At 44.8% G+C, this 19125-nt stretch carries 19 protein-coding genes; 9 read left to right on the top strand and 10 right to left on the bottom strand.

The features are described 5' to 3' along the window. Positions 1-108 precede the first annotated feature (108 nt). Complete coding sequence (locus H6F74_RS04330) at positions 109-981, bottom strand: DUF2382 domain-containing protein (protein ID WP_190436855.1); 873 nt, start codon at positions 979-981, stop codon at positions 109-111. A 353-nt stretch (positions 982-1334) separates the two neighbouring features. On the opposite strand from H6F74_RS04330, the gene H6F74_RS04335 reads away from it, so the two are divergent. The 3 genes from H6F74_RS04335 to H6F74_RS30385 all read left to right on the top strand — a co-directional run bounded on the left by H6F74_RS04335 (position 1335) and on the right by H6F74_RS30385 (position 3268). Next, positions 1335-1994 carry a bifunctional 4-hydroxy-2-oxoglutarate aldolase/2-dehydro-3-deoxy-phosphogluconate aldolase gene (locus H6F74_RS04335; protein WP_190436858.1) on the top strand — a complete coding sequence of 220 codons (660 nt, stop codon included), beginning with the start codon at positions 1335-1337 and terminating at the stop codon, positions 1992-1994. 105 nt (positions 1995-2099) lie between these two features. Continuing rightward, on the top strand, positions 2100-2612 hold the full coding sequence (locus H6F74_RS04340; protein ID WP_190436861.1) for a L,D-transpeptidase: 513 nt from the start codon (positions 2100-2102) through the stop codon (positions 2610-2612). A gap of 89 nt (positions 2613-2701) precedes the next feature. Next, positions 2702-3268, top strand: coding sequence for a L,D-transpeptidase family protein (locus H6F74_RS30385; RefSeq protein ID WP_190436864.1), 567 nt, complete (start codon positions 2702-2704; stop codon positions 3266-3268). Between the two features lie 251 nt (positions 3269-3519). Here the strand turns inward: H6F74_RS30385 and H6F74_RS04350 are convergent, their stop codons facing one another. Continuing rightward, positions 3520-5133 carry an Hsp70 family protein gene (locus H6F74_RS04350; RefSeq protein WP_190436867.1) on the bottom strand — a complete coding sequence of 538 codons (1614 nt, stop codon included), beginning with the start codon at positions 5131-5133 and terminating at the stop codon, positions 3520-3522. Positions 5134-5460: 327 nt separating this feature from the next. Between H6F74_RS04350 and H6F74_RS04355 the strand changes: the two genes are divergently transcribed. Continuing rightward, a complete protein-coding gene (locus H6F74_RS04355; protein ID WP_190417557.1) occupies positions 5461-5736 on the top strand; it encodes a hypothetical protein in 276 nt (91 codons plus the stop codon). Between the two features lie 196 nt (positions 5737-5932). Here the strand turns inward: H6F74_RS04355 and glsA are convergent, their stop codons facing one another. Together glsA and H6F74_RS04365 are read right to left on the bottom strand one after the other, a co-directional pair. Further along, positions 5933-6934, bottom strand: coding sequence for a glutaminase A (gene glsA, locus H6F74_RS04360; RefSeq protein ID WP_190436870.1), 1002 nt, complete (start codon positions 6932-6934; stop codon positions 5933-5935). A 65-nt stretch (positions 6935-6999) separates the two neighbouring features. Further along, positions 7000-7827 carry a PHP domain-containing protein gene (locus H6F74_RS04365; protein ID WP_190436873.1) on the bottom strand — a complete coding sequence of 276 codons (828 nt, stop codon included), beginning with the start codon at positions 7825-7827 and terminating at the stop codon, positions 7000-7002. A 290-nt stretch (positions 7828-8117) separates the two neighbouring features. Between H6F74_RS04365 and H6F74_RS04370 the strand changes: the two genes are divergently transcribed. Next, positions 8118-9542 (top strand): WGR domain-containing protein, encoded by a 1425-nt coding sequence (locus tag H6F74_RS04370; protein ID WP_190437035.1) that lies wholly within the window; start codon positions 8118-8120, stop codon positions 9540-9542. On the opposite strand, the gene H6F74_RS04375 is transcribed toward H6F74_RS04370, so the two are convergent. After that, positions 9526-9687 (bottom strand): hypothetical protein, encoded by a 162-nt coding sequence (locus H6F74_RS04375; RefSeq protein ID WP_190436876.1) that lies wholly within the window; start codon positions 9685-9687, stop codon positions 9526-9528. The two genes, H6F74_RS04370 and H6F74_RS04375, sit on opposite strands and share 17 nt — an antisense overlap. A gap of 18 nt (positions 9688-9705) precedes the next feature. On the opposite strand from H6F74_RS04375, the gene H6F74_RS04380 reads away from it, so the two are divergent. The 4 genes from H6F74_RS04380 (at position 9706) to H6F74_RS04395 (ending at position 11759) form a co-directional block, all read left to right on the top strand. Further along, positions 9706-10182 carry a hypothetical protein gene (locus tag H6F74_RS04380; RefSeq protein WP_190436879.1) on the top strand — a complete coding sequence of 159 codons (477 nt, stop codon included), beginning with the start codon at positions 9706-9708 and terminating at the stop codon, positions 10180-10182. A 40-nt stretch (positions 10183-10222) separates the two neighbouring features. Next, positions 10223-10801, top strand: coding sequence for a Uma2 family endonuclease (locus tag H6F74_RS04385; protein ID WP_190436882.1), 579 nt, complete (start codon positions 10223-10225; stop codon positions 10799-10801). 173 nt (positions 10802-10974) lie between these two features. After that, entirely contained in the window at positions 10975-11265 is a 291-nt protein-coding gene (locus tag H6F74_RS04390) for a DUF1778 domain-containing protein (RefSeq protein WP_190436885.1), read from the top strand. Then, positions 11262-11759, top strand: a complete 498-nt coding sequence (locus tag H6F74_RS04395) for a GNAT family N-acetyltransferase (RefSeq protein WP_190437037.1) — start codon at positions 11262-11264, stop codon at positions 11757-11759. The genes H6F74_RS04390 and H6F74_RS04395 overlap by 4 nt, the downstream gene beginning before the upstream one ends. 76 nt (positions 11760-11835) lie before the next feature. Here the strand turns inward: H6F74_RS04395 and H6F74_RS04400 are convergent, their stop codons facing one another. From H6F74_RS04400 to H6F74_RS04420, 5 genes are all read right to left on the bottom strand, one after another. Further along, the gene (locus H6F74_RS04400; RefSeq protein ID WP_190436888.1) at positions 11836-13674 is read right to left on the bottom strand and encodes a VWA domain-containing protein; all 1839 of its coding nucleotides are present in this window, start codon (positions 13672-13674) and stop codon (positions 11836-11838) included. 295 nt (positions 13675-13969) lie between these two features. Continuing rightward, on the bottom strand, positions 13970-15373 hold the full coding sequence (locus H6F74_RS04405; RefSeq protein WP_190436891.1) for a reverse transcriptase family protein: 1404 nt from the start codon (positions 15371-15373) through the stop codon (positions 13970-13972). 514 nt (positions 15374-15887) lie between these two features. After that, complete coding sequence (locus tag H6F74_RS04410) at positions 15888-16415, bottom strand: hypothetical protein (RefSeq protein WP_190436893.1); 528 nt, start codon at positions 16413-16415, stop codon at positions 15888-15890. A 314-nt stretch (positions 16416-16729) separates the two neighbouring features. After that, on the bottom strand, positions 16730-18370 hold the full coding sequence (locus H6F74_RS04415) for an SWIM zinc finger family protein (protein WP_190436895.1): 1641 nt from the start codon (positions 18368-18370) through the stop codon (positions 16730-16732). A gap of 119 nt (positions 18371-18489) precedes the next feature. After that, on the bottom strand, positions 18490-19077 hold the full coding sequence (locus H6F74_RS04420; RefSeq protein WP_190436899.1) for a Uma2 family endonuclease: 588 nt from the start codon (positions 19075-19077) through the stop codon (positions 18490-18492). Positions 19078-19125: the final 48 nt, after the last annotated feature.

A 19125-nucleotide genomic window follows, 5' to 3' on the forward strand; every position in this document is an offset into this window, starting at 1 on the left:
CACACCTTTAACGGTGCGGGGGTATAGTGCCAAAAATAGGATACACCCGCTTACACGGTTAATTGTCTATCAAAATCAACTCAACAACCGTATATTTACGAGGGCTAATTAAATTCGGTCGGTGGGTAAGTTAGTAGAACGATCTACAAAAGTTTGATCGGTGGTGTTAACATCTAACTCTTCGCGACGGATGGTTTCTTCAGCATCCACTGTTTCGCGGTCTACTACTTTGCTGACTCGCACTTCTTCACGCACAAAAGCTTCTTTGTGAATGTCGGGAGTTTCTTCGTAAATTTCCATGCGTGCTACTTCGCCTTCTTGGAAATTAACAGTTCCCGGAGCAACTGCTTGACCTGCATCCGCTGGGGTAACTCGCTCAATTACAACTCGCTCTTTTTCAATTGGCACTGAAACTCGTGCTGTTTCGGTTTCAATGTGCTTACCTACTGTAACTTCACCTGTTTTTACGCGGGTTTTGTTAGCAATAAGGCGCTCTTGGTACAGTTTGAGAGTTTGATGATCGCGATCATTTATCTCGTACAAAGAGGGTTCTTGCTGATAGTTATAGGTGCTGCGGTCATATGTGGCATCAGCTACCGGGCTAACAGATGCACCCGTAGTTGGAGCGCGATAAACTCCTCTTACCTGTTCTTCATAATCGTAATCAGCTGTCATGCGATCGCTATATTCTGGTAGAGCTTCTGCTTGCTCTCTAGTCATGCCACTAACGTATACGCGATCGCTATTATAATCAATTCTGGAACGACCAATTGGTAGCAAAACTTTTTTGCCAAAAATCCAAAATCCTAAGTCAACTACTAAATACCGTAAGTGACCTTCTTCGTCAACTAAAACGTCGGTAACATTGCCAACTTTTTCTTCATTAGATGCTTCAGTATAGACACTCATCCCTTGAAGGTCATTGCCACCAAAAGTCTCCCGGTAGTTTGGATCAAAATCTTCGATTTTTAAAAGAGCCATGCTACTTTTCCTTAACTTGTTACATCTCTATGTTATTTACTTTACAAATATCTCAAATTTGCTTCCTCTCCCTAGCGACTGAATTCCCTAAGATAATCAAGCTCATCCAAAGGTGTAAAACAGTTGATGATAATGCTTAAATGTCCCGAATTTTGGATATTGAGGTTGAGTCTTGGGCCTAGAACAAGCAGCAGTTTTAAGTAATATTAAGTATATTAATTGAGCCGAGCCAGCTAATATATATAGATGCTTATTTATAGATATCAAAAACTTAATATTTTTGACAAAGATAAGGAATAGAAGTATATAAGAAAAGGCTAAAAAATAAATCTGCCGGATGATAGATAGTGAGGATGTATAATCAGTCATGGTTAAAGCTGGTGGAAAAACACCGAGCGATCGCAGTCATCAGAGCGCCACAGATGGAACTTGGTCGCCAAATGGCTCTAGCTGTGGCATCGGGAGGGATGCAGCTAATTGAAATTACTTGGAATAGCGACAAAGCAGCAGAGTTAATTGCCCATTTGCGTTCCGAATTACCAAATTGCACAATTGGCACAGGAACGATATTAAATCTAGAACAGCTAAAGAGCGCGATCGCATCTGGCACCCAGTTCGTCTTCACTCCTCACGTTGACCCCATCCTGATTAAAGCAGCAAATGATAGCGGCGTACCGATGGTGCCTGGGGCGCTTTCCCCCACGGAAATTGTCACTGCTTGGGCTACAGGTGCCAGTTGCGTGAAAGTGTTCCCCGTCGGCGCTGTAGGCGGACAGAAATATATAAAAAGTTTGCAAGGGCCATTGGGACACATTCCCTTAATTCCCACAGGCGGCGTAACCCTGGAAAATGCTAAAGAATTTCTACTAGCGGGAGCGATCGCAGTCGGAGTTTCCGGCAGTTTATTCCCCGAAAAGGGGCATACTATACATTCTGAATCTGAGCAATATGCGCTCATCGCTCAACGCGCCCAAACTCTGATGCAAAACTTAGTAAATTACCAGACAGGCTGATTTAGGATTAAGCTAATAAAATTCCGATATCCATTGATGCCATTAGTTAGAAAGAGTTTTTCGTTGAATTTCTCTGTTCTGACACACCAAATCAGCCGAAGAGCCATGAAAAGCATCATTTGTCCTGCCTTAAAAAGTCGCCCAGTGGCTTTATTTGCTAGTGCAGTGCTGACGCTTACGGCGATGAGTACCTGGGTAAAACCAGCTTTGACACAACCACAAGGCGCGATAATCTCCAGCAAAATGCAGGAGTTGCAACAATCGGATCAACGCTGGATTCAGATCGATCTGACAAAGCAACGCCTGATTGCTTGGGAAGGCTCAAAACCTGTGTATGCGATCGTTGTATCCACTGGCAAGCGTTCCACTCCCACCCGCATCGGTACTTTTGCCATAAAATCTAAGCACCGCTATAACCGGATGCGCGGCGAAGGTTACGATGTTCCTAACGTTCCCTATACGATGTACTACTACGGAGGTTATGCAATTCACGGTGCCTACTGGCATCGTCGCTTTGGCACTCCCGTCAGCCACGGTTGCATAAATCTGGCAGTGAATCATTCTAAATGGCTATATAACTGGGCTTCAGTGGGAACGCCAGTGGTTGTTCATAAATGAAGAGATTGGAGATTGGGGAAGGGGGAAATTCCCAAATCAAAACTCTAATTCCAAGTAAACAAAAGTAACAATGATGTGAGGGGTGAATCGTGGAAAACTTAATTAGGTTTTCTTGGTTACGTCGGCGTGGAACTTTCTGGACAGTTGTGGCACTGTTTTTTACAGCTTCGTGTTTTTGGATAACACCAACTGAGGCGGCGTCCAAATCATCAAGATCAACACAAGTTGGTGCGCCATCACTACAGTTCAACAAAATTACTAGAAAAGCGAGGAAAAAAGTTCGAGTCAAAAAAGCTGCCAAGGGACGACGCTGGATACAAGTTGATTTATCAAGTCAAAGATTGGTTGCTTGGGAAGGAAAGAAAAGAGTTTATTCCTACCGCATCTCCAGCGGTAAGCGTTCAACTCCCACTCGCCTCGGAACTTTCGCTATTCAAAGAAAGTATCGCTCAACTCGGATGCGCGGCAGAGACTACAACGTTCCGAATGTACCTCATGCAATGTACTACTCTGGAGGCTATGCGATTCATGGAGCCTATTGGCACAATCGTTTTGGCAGACCTGTCAGCCACGGCTGCGTCAATCTTCCGATAGCAGCAGCTAGAAGGTTATACAGCTGGGCGCCAGTAGGGACTAAGGTGGTTGTGCAGAGGTAATGGGGATTGGGGATTGGGGATTAGGGATTAGGGATTGGGGATTGGGGATTGGGGATTGGGGATTGGGAAAAGTCTTATCTATTCCCTACCCCGAACTCCTTCCCACCTCTCCCTAACCCTCTCCTAAGAGGAGAGGGAAGCCGAATAATTTTATATGCGGAAGGAAAGCCAGAAGCCCCTCCCCTTCAAGGGGAGGGGTTGGGGAGAGGTCAAACGATTGATTTTCAACTCAGAGACTCGGAACGAGAAAGTCAGCTAAGTTGAACTACAGACTGATTTTCTAATAAGGTTTGGTTTGTTAGCAGGTCTTGAACGGTGATTCTGAGGAAGCGATCGCGATCTACTTGAAACTGGAGTTTAACGCGATCGCTCCCTGGATAACCAGGCGGTGCGAGTTGGGCAATGCTACGCGCGCCTTCTCTGTCGTTGAGGGGTTGCACTGATGTATCACCCCCAAGACGGCGAGTAACTAAGCGATCGCCTTCAAAATATACTTCTGTACCGCCAGTTTCCGCTCCTATTTCGCCGATAATTAGTTCAATGCTGGGTTGGTTTTCCACCGAAGCACCCAAGAGTAGTTCTACCGGATCACTCATCGGGTAAGCTTGTCCGGAGTTAATCAGTTTATGCCAGTTGTGGCGATTGTTACGCCGATCCCAGTAGCGGATGCCGTAACTATGGTAGAGAAAATCTTGCAGTTCGACACCCAAACTCAGCTGGAGTGCGCCGGATGCGATCGCTTCAAACGGGCGATCGCATTTAATTTTACTAATATCAAAATATTGTTGCACCCAAGTCTGCACAGCCGGAATTTGGACTGTACCGCCAACTAATAAAACTGCATCAATGTCTGAAACTTCGATACCTTGGCGACGCGCTTGTTGCAAAACTTGAGTCATCGACTCGTCTAAACGGTCGAAAAATTGGTGTTCTTTGAGGATAGTTTCAAAGTGCGAACGATCTAGTTCTAGCTCGTAGCTTTCAAATGTTTCATCATTGAAATACACCTCACTCGCTTGAGTTTGACTAGACAGTTGAATCTTTAACCGTTCCGCCAGTCGCGTCGTTAGCGGTGTCGCCTTCAACCTCTGAGTTTTGGCAAAGTAATCAACCACCCAATTGTCAATATCCGAACCCCCCAAATTTTGCCCAGCTTTCGCCAACACGCGGGCAGTTTTTGCCTTCTGCGCTGATTCATTCAAAGGTTTCTTACCCCACTTGAGGATAAAACCCAACGGCTTCTTATCTGCCTTAATATCCAACCGCACTAGGGAAAGATCCAGCGTCCCGCCGCCGAAATCGACCACCAGCAACACGCCCCCTTCTGCCATTCCGTAACCTAAAGCTGCTGCTGTGGGTTCATCCAACATCCGCACCTGTTCTACTGGCAAATCATCGCATACTGCTGAAAGCCAGTTGCGGTAAGCTTCAAAGCTGTCTACTGGCACAGTTAACACCAGCGACTCTACTCCGCCCCCACTGTTCGGGAGGGCTGGAGAGGGGTTATTTTCTGCAAGTTTCTCAATAATTTGCTGGAGAAACCATTTCCCAATTTGCTCAAAAGTAATTATCTGCCCGTCCAGTTCTGGGATGAAGCCTTGGATGTTAGCACCAATTCCCCGCTTAAAGTTGCGGAAAAAGCGGGGATCTGCGCTGAGGTCAAGACCGCGATCGCGCACTGCTTGCCCGACCACAACCGTTGATAGTGTTGCATTCTCAACATAAAGCAAACTGGGAATCAGCGGAGGATTCTGCTCAAACTTTACCGATAAACCAGGTAGGCTAACGGTTTCTGGCTGCTGGGTTGCTGCGTTCCAGCGAGCAATTACGGTGTTGCTAGTTCCAAAATCAATTGCGATCGCCATTCAGGATCAGTTCACCGACACGCCGGGATAAGGTCTTTCAAAGCATTTTACCAGGATGCTGTTTTCCTTTGGCTTGTTGTGTCTGAAGGTTGCCAAACCCTATGCAGCCGAACGCTTCTGACACATTACGTATTTTTATATACTTTTTTCCTTGCATTTAGGATACATCTCTGGTATTTTACAACTACCTCTTTGGACATATGGCAAGAAAATGAAACATTTTTTAACATGGGAAGCAACAAAGGGAGTTTAAGGAATAAGAATTAGTCCTCAAGCCCTTGAATAACCACATCAACACAAGTTCCTTAAAGGGAAAGGGCTGAAATTATGAATAATCCGCAAACAACGGAAGCTAATGATTTTTTAGGAAGCCTCAAAAGTGGTTTATGGATCTTCGGTGTATCCTCTTGGCTATTTGGAATCACTGATAGAAGTATTGCGTCCTTCGCTGATGGCTACCTTTCTGCATTAGATATTACTCAGTTGTTTACAGCTTCCTTCTTTTTTGTAAGTTGGCTGTTTTTGAAACCAGCATCTATCAAAGCTTTCGTCCCACAGCCTTTTAGAAAGTTTTTCCGGGTGCAACAAGAAGCCAACAGCTAAAGGCAAAAGGCATGAAACAAATGCCTAGTAATTTATAGTAATTCGTAGGTTGGGTTGTAGCTTGCTTGGGTGTAGCGGTACGCAAGTGTTATCCAACGACTCGCTTTCATCTACTGAATGTTGGTTTGCGTTCCAAGCGCCCAACCTACGTTCCTTTCTACATTCTTTCATAGAAAAGGCAAGAAATAGCACCACTTTAAGGTACAATGCTGCTATCCGAGTCAGCCTGACTTAGATTGCACAAAGTCTCAAGCAATTTCGCTCTATCTGTTTGTAGGTCAAACAAGTGTAACCCAAACCGTTCAGACAATTCCTTACAAACTTGCATTCCCCTAACACTGCTACCGTGAGAGTCGAGGGGAGGCGAGAAAATTCCAATTCCCATTTGTTGCGGCACAACTACAAGCAATCCACCCGACACCCCACTTTTTCCGGGAAGACCGACTGTATAAGCCCATTCTCCGGCAAAGTCGTACATTCCGCAAGTGTACATCACAGTCAAAATATCTCTGACATAGCGCGAATCAACGGCACGATCTTTAGTAATCGGGTTAATACCATTATTGGCGAGAGTCGCTGCCATTACTGCCAAATCGCGACAATTAACCATTAGGGAACACTGCTGAAAATACAAATCCAGCGCCTCTTCAATTTTTGCGTCAATCATGCCAAAATTCAGCATGAGATGCGCCATTGCTCGGTTACGATGTCCAGTAGTGCGTTCAGACATGAACACGGGCATATCTATAAAGAGATTGTGTCCCACGTAGCGCTGAAACATATCCAGCATCCGCACAAGACGTTCAGTAGGCCCCGATCCTTTGATTAAACTGGTGGTAGCGATCGCGCCTGCATTTATCATTGGATTATACGGTCGCTTTGACGATTCATCCAACACAATCGAGTTGAAAGAATCTCCTGTTGGTTCCACCCCAACCCGCGTCAAAACGTAATCGCGTCCATGATCTTCCAATGCCATTCCATACACAAATGCCTTGGAAATGGACTGGATGGTGAATAATTGTTCGTAATCGCCCACCTCATATATTTGACCATCTACAGTAACAATACAAATGCCGAACCAATCCGGGTTTGCTTTCGCTAATTCCGGGATATAGTTCGCCAATACGCCGTCACGCATTGACTTATATTTGAGATGCAACTCGTTGAGAAAGTTTTGAAGGATGGGAGATTCCATAAAAAGGTAATTATGTAAAAGGCAAAAGAATTCTTCAATTTCGCCTTTTTCTTAACTATTAGCGATTAACGCAAACTTTCAGCCGCTTGTTTAATAGGTGCCAGCAACTCCAAAGGTACGTGAAGCATATTGAGTGAGTGACGTTCTGGGCCTACAGAATCAGAATGGGGGCCATGATAATCACTGCCACCCGTCATCAGTAAACCATACTCAGCGCACAATTTCTTTAAATTATTAATTTCTTTCGGGCTGTGGTTAGGATGATAAACTTCAACGCCCATTAAACCAGCTGCAACCAATTCCTTCAGCACTTCCTCAACTTTACCGCCTCGGAACAAGTAAGGATGCGCCCAGACTGGAACTGCACCGCAAGAACGTAACAGAGTAATACCCTCAACAATCGAGAACTTCTCGTAATGCACGTAAGCGGGTTTGTCATCGCCCAGCAGAATGTCGAAAGCTTCCCGCGACGATTGGAAATAACCCGCTTTTACGAGGGCAGTGGCAATATGAGGACGACCTGGTGCCATACCTTCTCCTAACTGGGGTAACTCAATTGGGTAGCCTAGTTCTGCCAATTTCGCTACCATTTCTTGAGAACGGCGTTTGCGTCCTTCGATGCGATCGCGCAAAGGTTCTCGAAGCTTCTGGGCATCAGGATAAAATCCTAAAATATGCAATGAGCAGTCATTGTGAACGGTACTCAGTTCAAGTCCGGGGACAATTTCCAGGTTGTGCGGTTTAGCAGCCGTAAACGCCTCATCCCAGCCATTCATCGTATCGTGATCGGTGATGGCGAGGGCGCAAACTCCAGCATTCACCGCCGCTTCAACGAGTTCGCTTGGGGTGAGAGTTCCGTCTGAGTAAGTTGTGTGGGAGTGTAGTTCTAGCATTCTTTAATTGTAATTATTTCTGCGATTTGCGCTTTCGATGCACCGCACTAGCAGAAAGGTTATCCACCCTGCTAGTAAGCTGAATATAGCAATCCTAAACGAGTTGTGAAATATTTTTTTTTGTTTGTAGCGCTTTCTCGTCACGAGAGCAACAGGCATCTTGCCTAAACTTTTTCCCTGCATCTTAAAGATAACATAAAAAAGGGTTTTATAACCCTAAGTAAATTGTTATAATCTGCATATTCAATTTTAGACGGAACACATAGATATATACATAGAGTGAGGAAGAAATAATGGAAGAAAAAACCTATTTAGAGCTATCTGAATCAGATTCTAGTTCTCACAAATTTTATGAAGTAATTGTCAACGGTACGGAAGTATCGATTCGCTACGGTCGCATAGGCGACTCAGGACAAACTCAGGTAAAAGCCTATCCAACCCCGGAAAAAGCCAAAGCTGAGGCGACGAAAAAAATTAACGAGAAACTGAAGAAAGGTTACGAACAAGCAGTTATGGGAGTGAGGAGTAAACGTCCCGTGACTCGGCGGGAAATAAAGAGCGATCGCTCAACTGCAAACCAAGCACCTGTCGTTTGGAAATTTGCCTCTTCTTCTCCTGCTTTCGGCATCTTTATTGACAAATCGCGCTGCTGGGTTGGCAATCAAGCGGGTCAAATTTTTGCTCTCAGCCATACAGGAATTGTCCAAAATCAGTTTCGGCTTCCTGACGGCGTGAAGTGTATTGTTGCTGATGAAGGCTGGCTTTATGCAGGATGCGATGATGGCAAAGTATACGATTTGACCGGAAAAATTCCGCGTGTCGCTTATGAAATTGCCCCCGATGTAAATATTTTCTGGCTTGATATTAAAGATGCCATCCTCGGTGTTTCTGATGACACTGGAAATGTTACAACTATCAATCACGAAGATGAGTCTCAATGGACTAAAAAAAGTAGTGGCGAGTATGGCTGGATGGTGCGCTGCGATGAGATTGGTATCTATCACGGTCACAGCAAGGGCGTAACCATGTATGACTGGGAAGATGGAACGAAAATCTGGAACCAGAAAACTCGCGGTGAGGTACTATTTGGCTGGCAAGAAGAAGCATTTGTATATGCTAGTACCAGTGAGAATCAAGTTTATTGCTTCACTAAGAAAGGCGAAGTTAGCACAATTTATCAATGTGATGCGCCCGTTTATTCTTGCGCCACTGCTGAAGAAGGTAAATATGTCTTTGCAGGCGATAATTGCTCCTCAATTTATTGTTTTAGTCAACAAGGGGAGCGTCTTTGGAAACTAGCCACTGGCTGCGGTTCTGCCTTCTCCATGCAATTTTTAGATGACCATCTCTACATCGTCACTACCGATGGTTCTCTTGCTTGCATCGATGCTAGTGAAACCGCAATTAAAGCGGCGCAAGCGGGTACAGTTCCCCAGGCTATTAACATTAAAGCACCCACCGCCGTTGCCGCAGCCATTCCTTCTAATACTTTAGACACGACATCAAACGCTACTCACGGTGTAATTGTAGAATGTTTCCAAGAAGGCGGGAAGTTAAGAATTCGCGCTGTTTCTCCTGGTTACAATCCCAATTGGAAAGTACAATTTCCCCAGGAGATTCGCTCCGAAGGTGCGCGTTATCTGGTGGAAGAGGTGCGCGAATCTTCTCGCGGTGGATTTTATCGTGCCTTTGGGGATATCAAGAAATTAGTGTAGTAGTTGTAGGCTGCGCGATCGCTTGCTCTAATTTATGCGATCGCGCCTCTTTTACAGAATGCGATCGCTCTTGAAAAGTCTTATCATTTTCAGTAGTTGCGCTCGTATTGGTTGAGTTGAATAATAGTGAAGCCCAACCTACCATTACTAGGCTTTTTTTCTCGTGAGTCCCCTCGATCGATTTGCAATTCTGCCAAGTGGAGAAATCCGCATTAATGAGCGACCTCTAATTGACCTTGTGCGGGAAGTTGAGTTACCTTTTGCCCAGGAGGAATATAACGAGCGGAATACAAGGGGAGAGAATCCAAGTAAAGTGGATTTAATTGCTGGGGATTATAGCTACCTCCCTCCTAAGATGGTGATGTTTCCTTCTAAACATCTGCTTGACGAACCCTACAGGATTGCCGAGGAAGGTTTTATCCTGAAACCTGAAGATTCACGCAGAGGGAAAACCACTATTCTTGGTTGCACTTGCGGCATCCTTGAGTGCTGGTTTCTGCTTGCTCGTATCTCACTGACAGAAACCACCGTCACCTGGTCTGATTTCCAGCAGTTTCATCGGGATTGGTGGACATATAACCTTGGTTCCTTTATTTTCCCTCGCCAGGACTATGAGTTGCAGCTTCGTGGAACCTTCTAACATACGCGAAAATGAAAGTGTCGTTTCCTGCTGAGTCATTATGATCCAGGCCGCAACTAAACGTTTTACACTAGCTGAGTATCATCGCCTGATTGAATTGGATTGTCTAAACGAGGGCGATCGCGTGGAGTTGATTCGGGGAGAGCTAGTGCAAATGGCTGCAAAAGGCACGCTTCACTCTGTTTGCAATACCAAGTTAGTACGGGAGTTAGATAGATTGGTTGGCAACCGTGCAGTGGTACGAGGACAGGAACCAATTACACTGCCTGCCGACAGCGAACCAGAACCGGATGTTGCGATCGCACAAGGACAGCCGGATGATTACTTGTCGAATCATCCCTATCCAAACGATATTCTGCTAGTAATTGAAGTATCAAACTCAACCTTGGAATATGACCGGACTGTAAAGCTATCCCTATATGCAGAAAACCAAATTCAGAATTATTGGATTGTCAATTTGGTTGCTAATCAACTAGAACGTTACAGTCAGCCTTATCAAGACACTCAAGGGAATTTCGGCTATCGGCTTAGAGAGATTGCATTACCCAATGAAACGGTTACACTCCCTAATTTTCCTGACTTGTCGCTCGATCTAAATCGTGTATTTCCTGGTTTGTGAACGCGATCGCATATGGAAACTTGCCACGGGTTGCGGTTGTGCATTGTCGGTGCAGTTTTTAGATAGCCGCCTCTACATCATCACAATTCAGCATTGACTATTCGGAAATTATGTATGTACAATGTGTATATTATAATATCAGACACTAAGCACTATAGAGAGGGTGAGTCGCTATGGCAGTACTTGATAAAACCGAAAAAATTAAGCGATCCGAGGTCGTAAACATGAGAGTTGAGCCAAATCAGCTCGACCTCATAGATAGTGCGGCGAGTCTTTCTGGTAAAACTCGGAGTGCTTTCATGCTAGATGCGGCATATCGAGCGGCAGAAGAGGCTTTGCTCGATCGCAGATTGTTTCGTCTTAGTGATGAACAGTGGAAAGCTTTTAACAAGGCTCTTGACACCTCTCCAACGAAAAATGAAAAGTTAATTGAGTTGCTTCAGGCACCAACCCCTTGGGAATAAAATACACCCCACCAGAACCCCTTCAGCAGACACACGATGTAGAGACATTCGATTGTGGTAAGCCATCTCTAAATGACTGGTTGAGGAAACGCGCTGTTGAAAACGAGGCAACCGGAGCGTCTCGTACATACGTTGTCTGCTGTGGAGATCGGGTAGTAGGGTACTACAGCTTAGCGAATGGTAGTGTCATTCATAGTGAGGCTCCTGGCAAAATCAAAAGGAATATGCCCGATCCAATTCCAGTTATGGTATTGGGCAGACTTGCAGTTGATATTAACCACAAAGGGAAGGGAATCGGTAAAGGCTTGGTCAAGGATGCAATATTGCGTACTTTACAAGCATCAGAGATTGCCGGGATTAGAGCTATTATGGTTCACGCACTTGATGAAGAGGCGAAAAGATTCTATGTAGATAAGTGTGGTTTCATCCCCTCTCCGGTTCATCCCTTGACGCTGATGGTAACACTTGCGGATGTGAAAAAGAATCTCGGATAAAGGATAGTGCAAAGAACACAGACACTCTCTGCGTACCTTTGCGATTACCTCTGCGTACCTTTGCGTTAAAAAATTCCTATTGAACTAACCTGCGAATCTTCCCATAAGCGACATAAGATCCGCCATTCTTCGCCTCTTCTACTTCGTCAACCACATAGAGAACATTTTCTTCTCGAATGTCGCGGGGAAAGCGGATGTTGTAGTTAGGGTCGTATCCATCCGACACGACTCTGGCTCTCAATTTACTGCCTTCTTTCACGCACTGCACGAGAACTCCATCACCTACAGTATCAATCGTTTCTAAATCGGCAGCAGAAGCTGGTGCATTCAACTTTTGTCGTTTTGGACTGGAAGAAGATGTACCATTTTGAGATGATGCGGCGCGTTCTTGTCCGGGTTGCACTAAGCGGCGAATGTTACCGGAGACGCGATAAAAGCTACCGTCAGCAGATAGATTGATTTCATCAACGATGTAGGTGACACCTTCTTCCCGAATATTGCGGGGGAATTGCACATTGAAATCAGGATTGTAACCGTCAGAAATGACGTGAATCCGCAATTTACCACTAACGCGATCGCATTTTACCAAAACTCCCGCATCCACGCTGGAAACTGCTTGTAAGCTGTTGGCACTCGCAGCAAGTCCGCGCAATTTTAAATCGCCGCGATCGCGTGTAAGAGCCTGGTAAGATTGATCTCGCATCTCCTTGCGACTGACACTATCAAACTTTTTGCTCTCCAGGCGTTGTGCATAATAATCCAGTTGTTCCATCTCTTCGGCAACTTCAAAGGATTCATGCAATGCTTTGAGCTTGAGATCCTCAATCGTCTTGCGAAGTTTCTGGGATGCGGCGGTATAATCTCCTTTGTCAGCGAGTGCGATCGCTTCATCTTTTACCTTACCAATCCTCAGCTTACTTGCTTGCTCCACAACCCCTGCATCTGGCTGCGCGCTGCTGGCTGATTCAGCATCAGCAACCGTTATACTAATTGGGATTTCGTCAGTGAATTGTTGAATGCTGCCATCGACAACCGCTTGATATTTATAAGCAATGGTGACAATATTTGTTACGCCAATATTTGTTTGCGGAGGGATTGACAATTCTACGGCTAGCTGCTTATTTTCTACCTCATAAACATCGCCGCAGAAAACTTCCAGGTTGTTGCCAATCGGATTGGATCGGTAATTGTTGAGAATCCCGGTAATTTTTACAGAATCTTCTGGTTGCAGCGTCACCGTCAGATTTTGCGCGACAACAGACGTGAGGCTTTCTAGTTCAATCCTGAATACATCAGTAGCATCGTCAGGTGATTGGATGAAATAGAAGTTTCCCCCGGCAGCATTTGCCATGCCGATGAGCAAATCTTCATTAAAATAAGTTCCAAACCCTAAAGTTGTAGTAATGATCCCTTGTTCGGCTTGTTGTCTTGCAGTGTTAATTAATACCTGAGAATCAGTAATGCCAACATTCGCCTGTCCATCTGTTAATAATAAAACGCGATTGATGCGTTCTGTGGACTGCTGAGATTTTACATTGTCGCATCCCATCAACCAGCCGCCACTCAAGTTAGTACACCCGCCAGCCTTTACCTTACCAATTAGCGAACGAATGGCAGCTTTATCCTGAACCAGTTGGTGCGGAAGAATTGTTTCTGGCGTATCGTCATAAATTACAACTGAAAGAAAATCCTCCGGGGTCAAATATTCCACAAGCCTTTGTGCAGCTTGAATAGCATTCTTAAGTGGCGCTCCCGCCATCGAACCCGATCTATCAATTACTACACTCAAATTAAGCGGAAGACGCGGTACTTTGTTGCGCGTTTCTTCTTCAGCCTGGAAACTAACAATCAAGTCTACAGTGGACGGGGTAGCGGCTGCAATAAGCGATTGACTCAGGGAGTAAGTTGCTTTCATCTGTAGCGCCCTCTAGATATTTTGTGCAGTTTCTAGCGTCGAGTCGAGAATGCCGTTTTGGTGATTTGTGACTTACATAAACTACAAGAGTTGAGATGGAAATTTCGGATTTTTTATGGAGAAAATTGCCTAGTTTTGAAATGCCAACAAAATCAAAATTTGTAGGTTGGGTTGAGGCAACGAAACCCAACAAATGCTTAATAGAGTTGGGTTTCGTTGCCTAAGAAATTGTAGGGGCATGGCATTGTCATGCCCCTAGAGAGATATCGCTAACTCGTGATAATTTTTTTCAGTATTAGCGTCTGTATTTATCCCGAATTCGTCGAATTTGCTCTTGAAACTCAACACCCTTTTGCGGATTAACCATAGCGACAAAATTGGCATAACCCTGAATCGAAGCCATCACATTATCAGAATTTCCCCAATGCTTACCTTCCAAGCCATCTTTCTCAATTTGAAATAAAGTAGCGCGGAAGCGTTTTAGCTCTTTTTTAGAAACATTTGGATAATCATTTACCACAACTCCAGTAACTTCCTGCTGCCGATTTTTCCGCAATATTCTAGTTTTCTGTTCGTTAATCGTAAACCCTTCGTGAGTCACGATTGACTGAGTGCGTTTGAGAATGTTGCAGATATTTCGGAGACTGTCACCAGAAGCAGAAAAAGTTAAATCGTCAGCGTAGCGAGTATAAACAAAACCCAATTGTTCAGCCATACTGGTAAGTCGTTTATCTAAGCGGCGACACATTAGATTCGTAATTGCTGGAGAAGCTGGCGAACCTTGGGGTAAATGTCGCTCTGTGAGTGCTACATAATAAGTTTTACCGTCTAATTCAACCTCCTCGATATCCGGTTGGGTACACAGCAAGCCGAAAATTGTTGCCGCAGCTTCCGAATAACCGAATGAGTGAAAAAGTCCTTTAACTCGCTTATAAGAAATTGAGGGAAAGAAATCTTTCAGGTCAAAATTGATAATTACGTCACGTTTTACGTGAGGTTGAGCGTTGCTGACGATAGAGCGATCGCGTCTAAAACCATGCGCTGCATCGTGAAGCTCCAGCTTTTCCAAAATATTGCCCAAAATCCAATGCTGCGCCTGCTTCAAGCGTGGCATCGGTGCCGAAATCAACCGTTCTCCACCCGTTTTTTTAGGAATCTTGAAGCGGATATAGTGAGAAATTGTCGAAGTCTTGCGGGAAAAAGCGAGAAAGCGCAATTGTCCCACAGTAATTCCCATTGCAGCGGCAATTTCGTAGGGTGTACCGCACATTGGCAATCCATAACTTCGCAACCTTTCCTCATCGCACTCAGTATAGTTGAGTCCACCTGAGACATCTTCTCCGAGATAAAGGATTTCTCGCTCTTTTCTTTGCCGCCAATCTTCCGCGCGTTCTTGCCGTTCCCGTTCCCGCCGTTCCTTCGTTTCCTGTCGCTTGCGCCGCGACTCGGCGAGGCGTTGTTTGAGTAGCTGCTTGCGAAGTTGCTTTTCGTTGTGAAGGCGCGAACTTTCCTGCCGCAGTTGCTCCAGTTCTCGCCGAATCTCACCCATTCGCCGAATTTCATCGGCTGGATCTTGCGGTATCTCGCCTTGTGCAGGCCAGAAACCATAACGTATCATCTCTTCGAGGATAAATTCCTCTTTGCCCGTTTGTCGGATGCGATCGTAGAGTTCCTGGCGGGTACGAGGCTGATCTGACATATTTGTAGAAGTAGCGATGCGTTTCCGCAATTATAGTACATATGTACTTTATGTCAACAGCACAATAATCCCTGAAACCTTGAAGTATGGAGGCTGGAGCCTCCAAAAAATCATTCCCAGGATCAGCTTGGGAACGAGAGAATATAAAAAAATCACGCGCCCCGATCAGTTGGTTGCCCCTTCGTAAACCCCTCAGGACTAGATTGCTCTACTCAGCGGAGCCACCCCTAACCAGTGGAGTCATTAGTTGGTGAAACTCACCCGTAATGCTCTGGGTAGGCTAGTAATTTCACGGAAACCAAACCGTAATACTCCGGGGTGGCTCCGCTTAGTAAAGAGCAGTCTAGTGATGCGTGTCTAAACTAAACGCAAGGACGACGATCCATCGTCCGGATTGCAAGGCTGTTTACCAATTGAGCTAAGGCGCGCAATGAGATTGTAGCAGGATTTTCGTGATAAGCGCTACATATAGCGTAGGCATCGTAACAAACCCCTATATGTAGTGTCTAATTGTCTAGTCACGCCCCCCTACCAAATGAGTCCTCAGTATGTCTAAGTTAAGGTGAATAGTTGGTGCATTAACGCTGACTAAGTTACCACTCTTAAATAAAAATTCTTCGCCGATTACCTCTTTTGTCCACGGTGCTTTCTCATGCCACTCCTCCAAAGGTCTTGGAACCACCCACACTACCTGAACTCGACGTGTCCATATATCATTTTGGCACTCAGCTTCATCAGGATGATCTACTATTTCAACCACATGGGTTACGCGATGACCATAAGAGAAATGATTTTGACACAAGACTATGCGATCGCCCTTACTGGCTTTTTTGGCATCTCCTTCTTTACGCGCTAGTATCTTCTTAATTTCTTCCTCGCTCTTACCTTGCTTGTTGCTTTCGTTCATTGCCCAATGCAACTTGAACTCATCGCTAATACTCGGATATTCCTTGTAAGACCACTCTTCTCTTTTACAAATAGTATGGTTTACCAGCTTGAGGTATTTAACGTTTAAGTAATTTCTATCTGATGCAGATGTCATTAAAGTTTAGATTTGCGTAATTCTTATGTATGTAAAGTCTGCACTAATAAAAGCTAAAAATAAAAAAATTACGCGCCGCTATCAGTTGGTTGCCCCTTCGTAAACCCCTCTGGACTAGATTGCTCAACTCAAGCGGTCTCGGTACTACCGGAATCAATTCACTTCATGGAAGTCAAACCGGATTTTCCGGTAGTACCGAATGACCGCACAGTTAAGAGCAGGCTAGTGGTGCATGGCTAGACTAAACGCAAGGACGACGATCCATCGTCCGGATTGCAAGGCTGTTTACCAACTGATTAGGTGCGCGTGATTCGTCAATACTGACGGGCGTGTTGCATTCGCAACGCCAGAATGTGTTCGCAAGGGCCTTTGTACAGTTTATTCTGTTGATGCCAGTTGCAGCTACATTCTGCGCCTACTATACGCTCATCTGCGTCAACTGTCAATGAGGGATTCAAGGTTTTACCCTTGTCTGAAACATTACCTTGCAGGGTAAACGCTCTTGTAGCATCGCTGGTAACATTAGTCACCTGCACAGCATTGTAAATCAAGAAACGGGTAGCTTTCTCTTCTCGCTCATTGGCAAAGCGCAGGCGTTCCATCGGTAAAGGTTCTCGCGTCAGTTCCCGCACTCGATAAACTTGCTTATTTAAGTCATAAATCGCACGTCCCGCTTGTGTATAAGCACTTAAAGCACCGAGAACTACAGCACGATTTAAACCAAGACGTTCCGCAAGCGAGTCGGGACTTTCTACCCAGTTCTTCTTCAGCGCCTCGAAAATTTGTTGCTGCGTCCATTTGTCGATGTCGGCGCGGGGTGCCATCAAGTCAAAGTTACCAGATTGCGACCAGTCGTTTGCTGTCCATCCCGATAAACCGAGGGTAAAAGACATATCGCCTAAGTCAGCGACGTAGAAGGAAGGCATACCCGTACCGAGTAGGTGAACGGTAAACTTTTTGGCGACGGGGATGAGACGTTCGAGGATGTGGAGGCGGCGGCGTCCCCAAACGCGGATTTCTTGTGATTGCGATCCAGTGTAGAGCGATCGCGCACAAACGATTTCAATTCCCCACGGATCGAAAGTTATCCGCACGGGTTCCCCAGGTTTAAGATGGTAGCGCATACTGCGAGGCCCTTGCTTTTCCTTGTGGCGACGCAGGACAAAGCACATATTGTAAATATCCATCGGATGCAAATCAACTCGCGTTGCTGGTAAAGACATCGCCGAACTAACTTGCAAAAATCCTCTTACCCAACTGTCGGGTAAATCGATTTTGACTTCTTTAAAAGTTTCTTCGTGCGTAGTTTGAACTTCAAAACCAGAGGGATCTATTTCAAATTTGGTATTCTTATAACTGCGGATTTTTTGAAACTCGTCGTAAAGTGCCGCTGAGTAATCAATATTAGTCGTACCGCAGGCAAACTCGTTGATATTTTTAAAAACCTCGTAGCTGGCACCGAGACGACCATAACTTGATTCATCCTGACTGAAACATTCAAAAAATACTTCATCGGGATGAACTGTAATCACTGGATCGAGAACAAACCAAGCATCACGGTCTTTTTGATAAATGTAATCAAAATAGCGGCGTTGTGCCTTGTAGAAAGGTTCCCGCCGCTGGTAACTATGTTGGTTTAATTGATTGAGTTCATCCTGCAACTGCTTGATTTGATTCGCAACTTCTTGGTGTTGCGCGGCGATGAGTTGCCAGTCTAGATCCTGCTGTTTTGCTGCCCATTCTTTATATGCCGTTTTGTCTTTGGGTTTGAACCGCATATCGGAGACGACAACATCGTGTAAGGCGCTAATCGCTTCCCGAAAGGCGACATTCTGACGCAATTCTCCAATAAAGTACGTGGGTTCGCGTTTAGTATCGGGAGAAAAGGACATCTGGGTGTTTGCGCCGCTTTCATTAACAGATGTATTTCCGTTGTAGCTGTAGTTAAATTCCATAAAATTTGAGATTTTTTTTAACAACCGTTTGATAAATTTAGGTAAGTTGCAAAGACTTTCCAAACGTCTTAGGTTCTGGAAGAGTTTTGCCATCTCCTTCTGGAAAAATTGTGGCTTGATTAAGCATTAGGCTGCATCGGAAATACCAAGGATAAATCGAGAAATAAATCCGGAAAACAGGCGAGTGCTACTACTTCATTTGGCAAAGCAATTCGTTTCAGGCGATAACTGAATTTACCTTGCATATCCTGATAAGGTTCGCTGTAAATTTCTAGGCAATTTTCAATCAGGTTAAATATCCAATAATCTGAAATTCCATCTTCAGCATATAAAGATAATTTTGTTGTTTGATCGTATCTCAGAGTAGAATCTGAAATTTCCATTACCATTAATACATCAGCGGGAGAAGGGTGAGAAGATAAATAATCATCAGAACTATTACGTGAAATAACTAAATCGGGTTGAGGTTCACTATCAGATGGTAGGATAATGGGTTCTTGTACTCGTAGTTCGGCTCGTTCCTCCACGAGTTTAAATAATTCCTTCCACAAGCGAGTATTGCAGACTGAATGTGGTGTTTTTTTTGTTGGCATTTGGATAATTTCTCCCCGAATTAGTTCAACTCGGTCATCTGGACTAAAGAAACCTAGTTCGCCCAAACGGTGATATTCATCTAAGGTAAAGCGTTTCGGAGTAACGGTAGTCATAGTTAGATAAGGAGTAAGGGACAAATGGCAATTTTTTTAATTTATATT

Source organism: Trichocoleus sp. FACHB-90 (assembly GCF_014695505.1).
GTDB classification, from domain to species: domain Bacteria; phylum Cyanobacteriota; class Cyanobacteriia; order Cyanobacteriales; family FACHB-T130; genus Funiculus; species Funiculus sociatus.

Coding starts and splice junctions, on each gene's coding strand:
- H6F74_RS04330 (WP_190436855.1), bottom strand. CDS start 981: ATGGCTCTTTTAAAAATCGAAGATTTTGATCCAAACTACCGGGAGACT.
- H6F74_RS04335 (WP_190436858.1), top strand. CDS start 1,335: ATGTATAATCAGTCATGGTTAAAGCTGGTGGAAAAACACCGAGCGATC.
- H6F74_RS04340 (WP_190436861.1), top strand. CDS start 2,100: ATGAAAAGCATCATTTGTCCTGCCTTAAAAAGTCGCCCAGTGGCTTTA.
- H6F74_RS04350 (WP_190436867.1), bottom strand. CDS start 5,133: ATGGCGATCGCAATTGATTTTGGAACTAGCAACACCGTAATTGCTCGC.
- H6F74_RS04355 (WP_190417557.1), top strand. CDS start 5,461: ATGAATAATCCGCAAACAACGGAAGCTAATGATTTTTTAGGAAGCCTC.
- glsA (WP_190436870.1), bottom strand. CDS start 6,934: ATGGAATCTCCCATCCTTCAAAACTTTCTCAACGAGTTGCATCTCAAA.
- H6F74_RS04365 (WP_190436873.1), bottom strand. CDS start 7,827: ATGCTAGAACTACACTCCCACACAACTTACTCAGACGGAACTCTCACC.
- H6F74_RS04375 (WP_190436876.1), bottom strand. CDS start 9,687: ATGGTAGGTTGGGCTTCACTATTATTCAACTCAACCAATACGAGCGCA.
- H6F74_RS04385 (WP_190436882.1), top strand. CDS start 10,223: ATGATCCAGGCCGCAACTAAACGTTTTACACTAGCTGAGTATCATCGC.
- H6F74_RS04390 (WP_190436885.1), top strand. CDS start 10,975: ATGGCAGTACTTGATAAAACCGAAAAAATTAAGCGATCCGAGGTCGTA.
- H6F74_RS04400 (WP_190436888.1), bottom strand. CDS start 13,674: ATGAAAGCAACTTACTCCCTGAGTCAATCGCTTATTGCAGCCGCTACC.
- H6F74_RS04405 (WP_190436891.1), bottom strand. CDS start 15,373: ATGTCAGATCAGCCTCGTACCCGCCAGGAACTCTACGATCGCATCCGA.
- H6F74_RS04410 (WP_190436893.1), bottom strand. CDS start 16,415: ATGACATCTGCATCAGATAGAAATTACTTAAACGTTAAATACCTCAAG.
- H6F74_RS04415 (WP_190436895.1), bottom strand. CDS start 18,370: ATGGAATTTAACTACAGCTACAACGGAAATACATCTGTTAATGAAAGC.
- H6F74_RS04420 (WP_190436899.1), bottom strand. CDS start 19,077: ATGACTACCGTTACTCCGAAACGCTTTACCTTAGATGAATATCACCGT.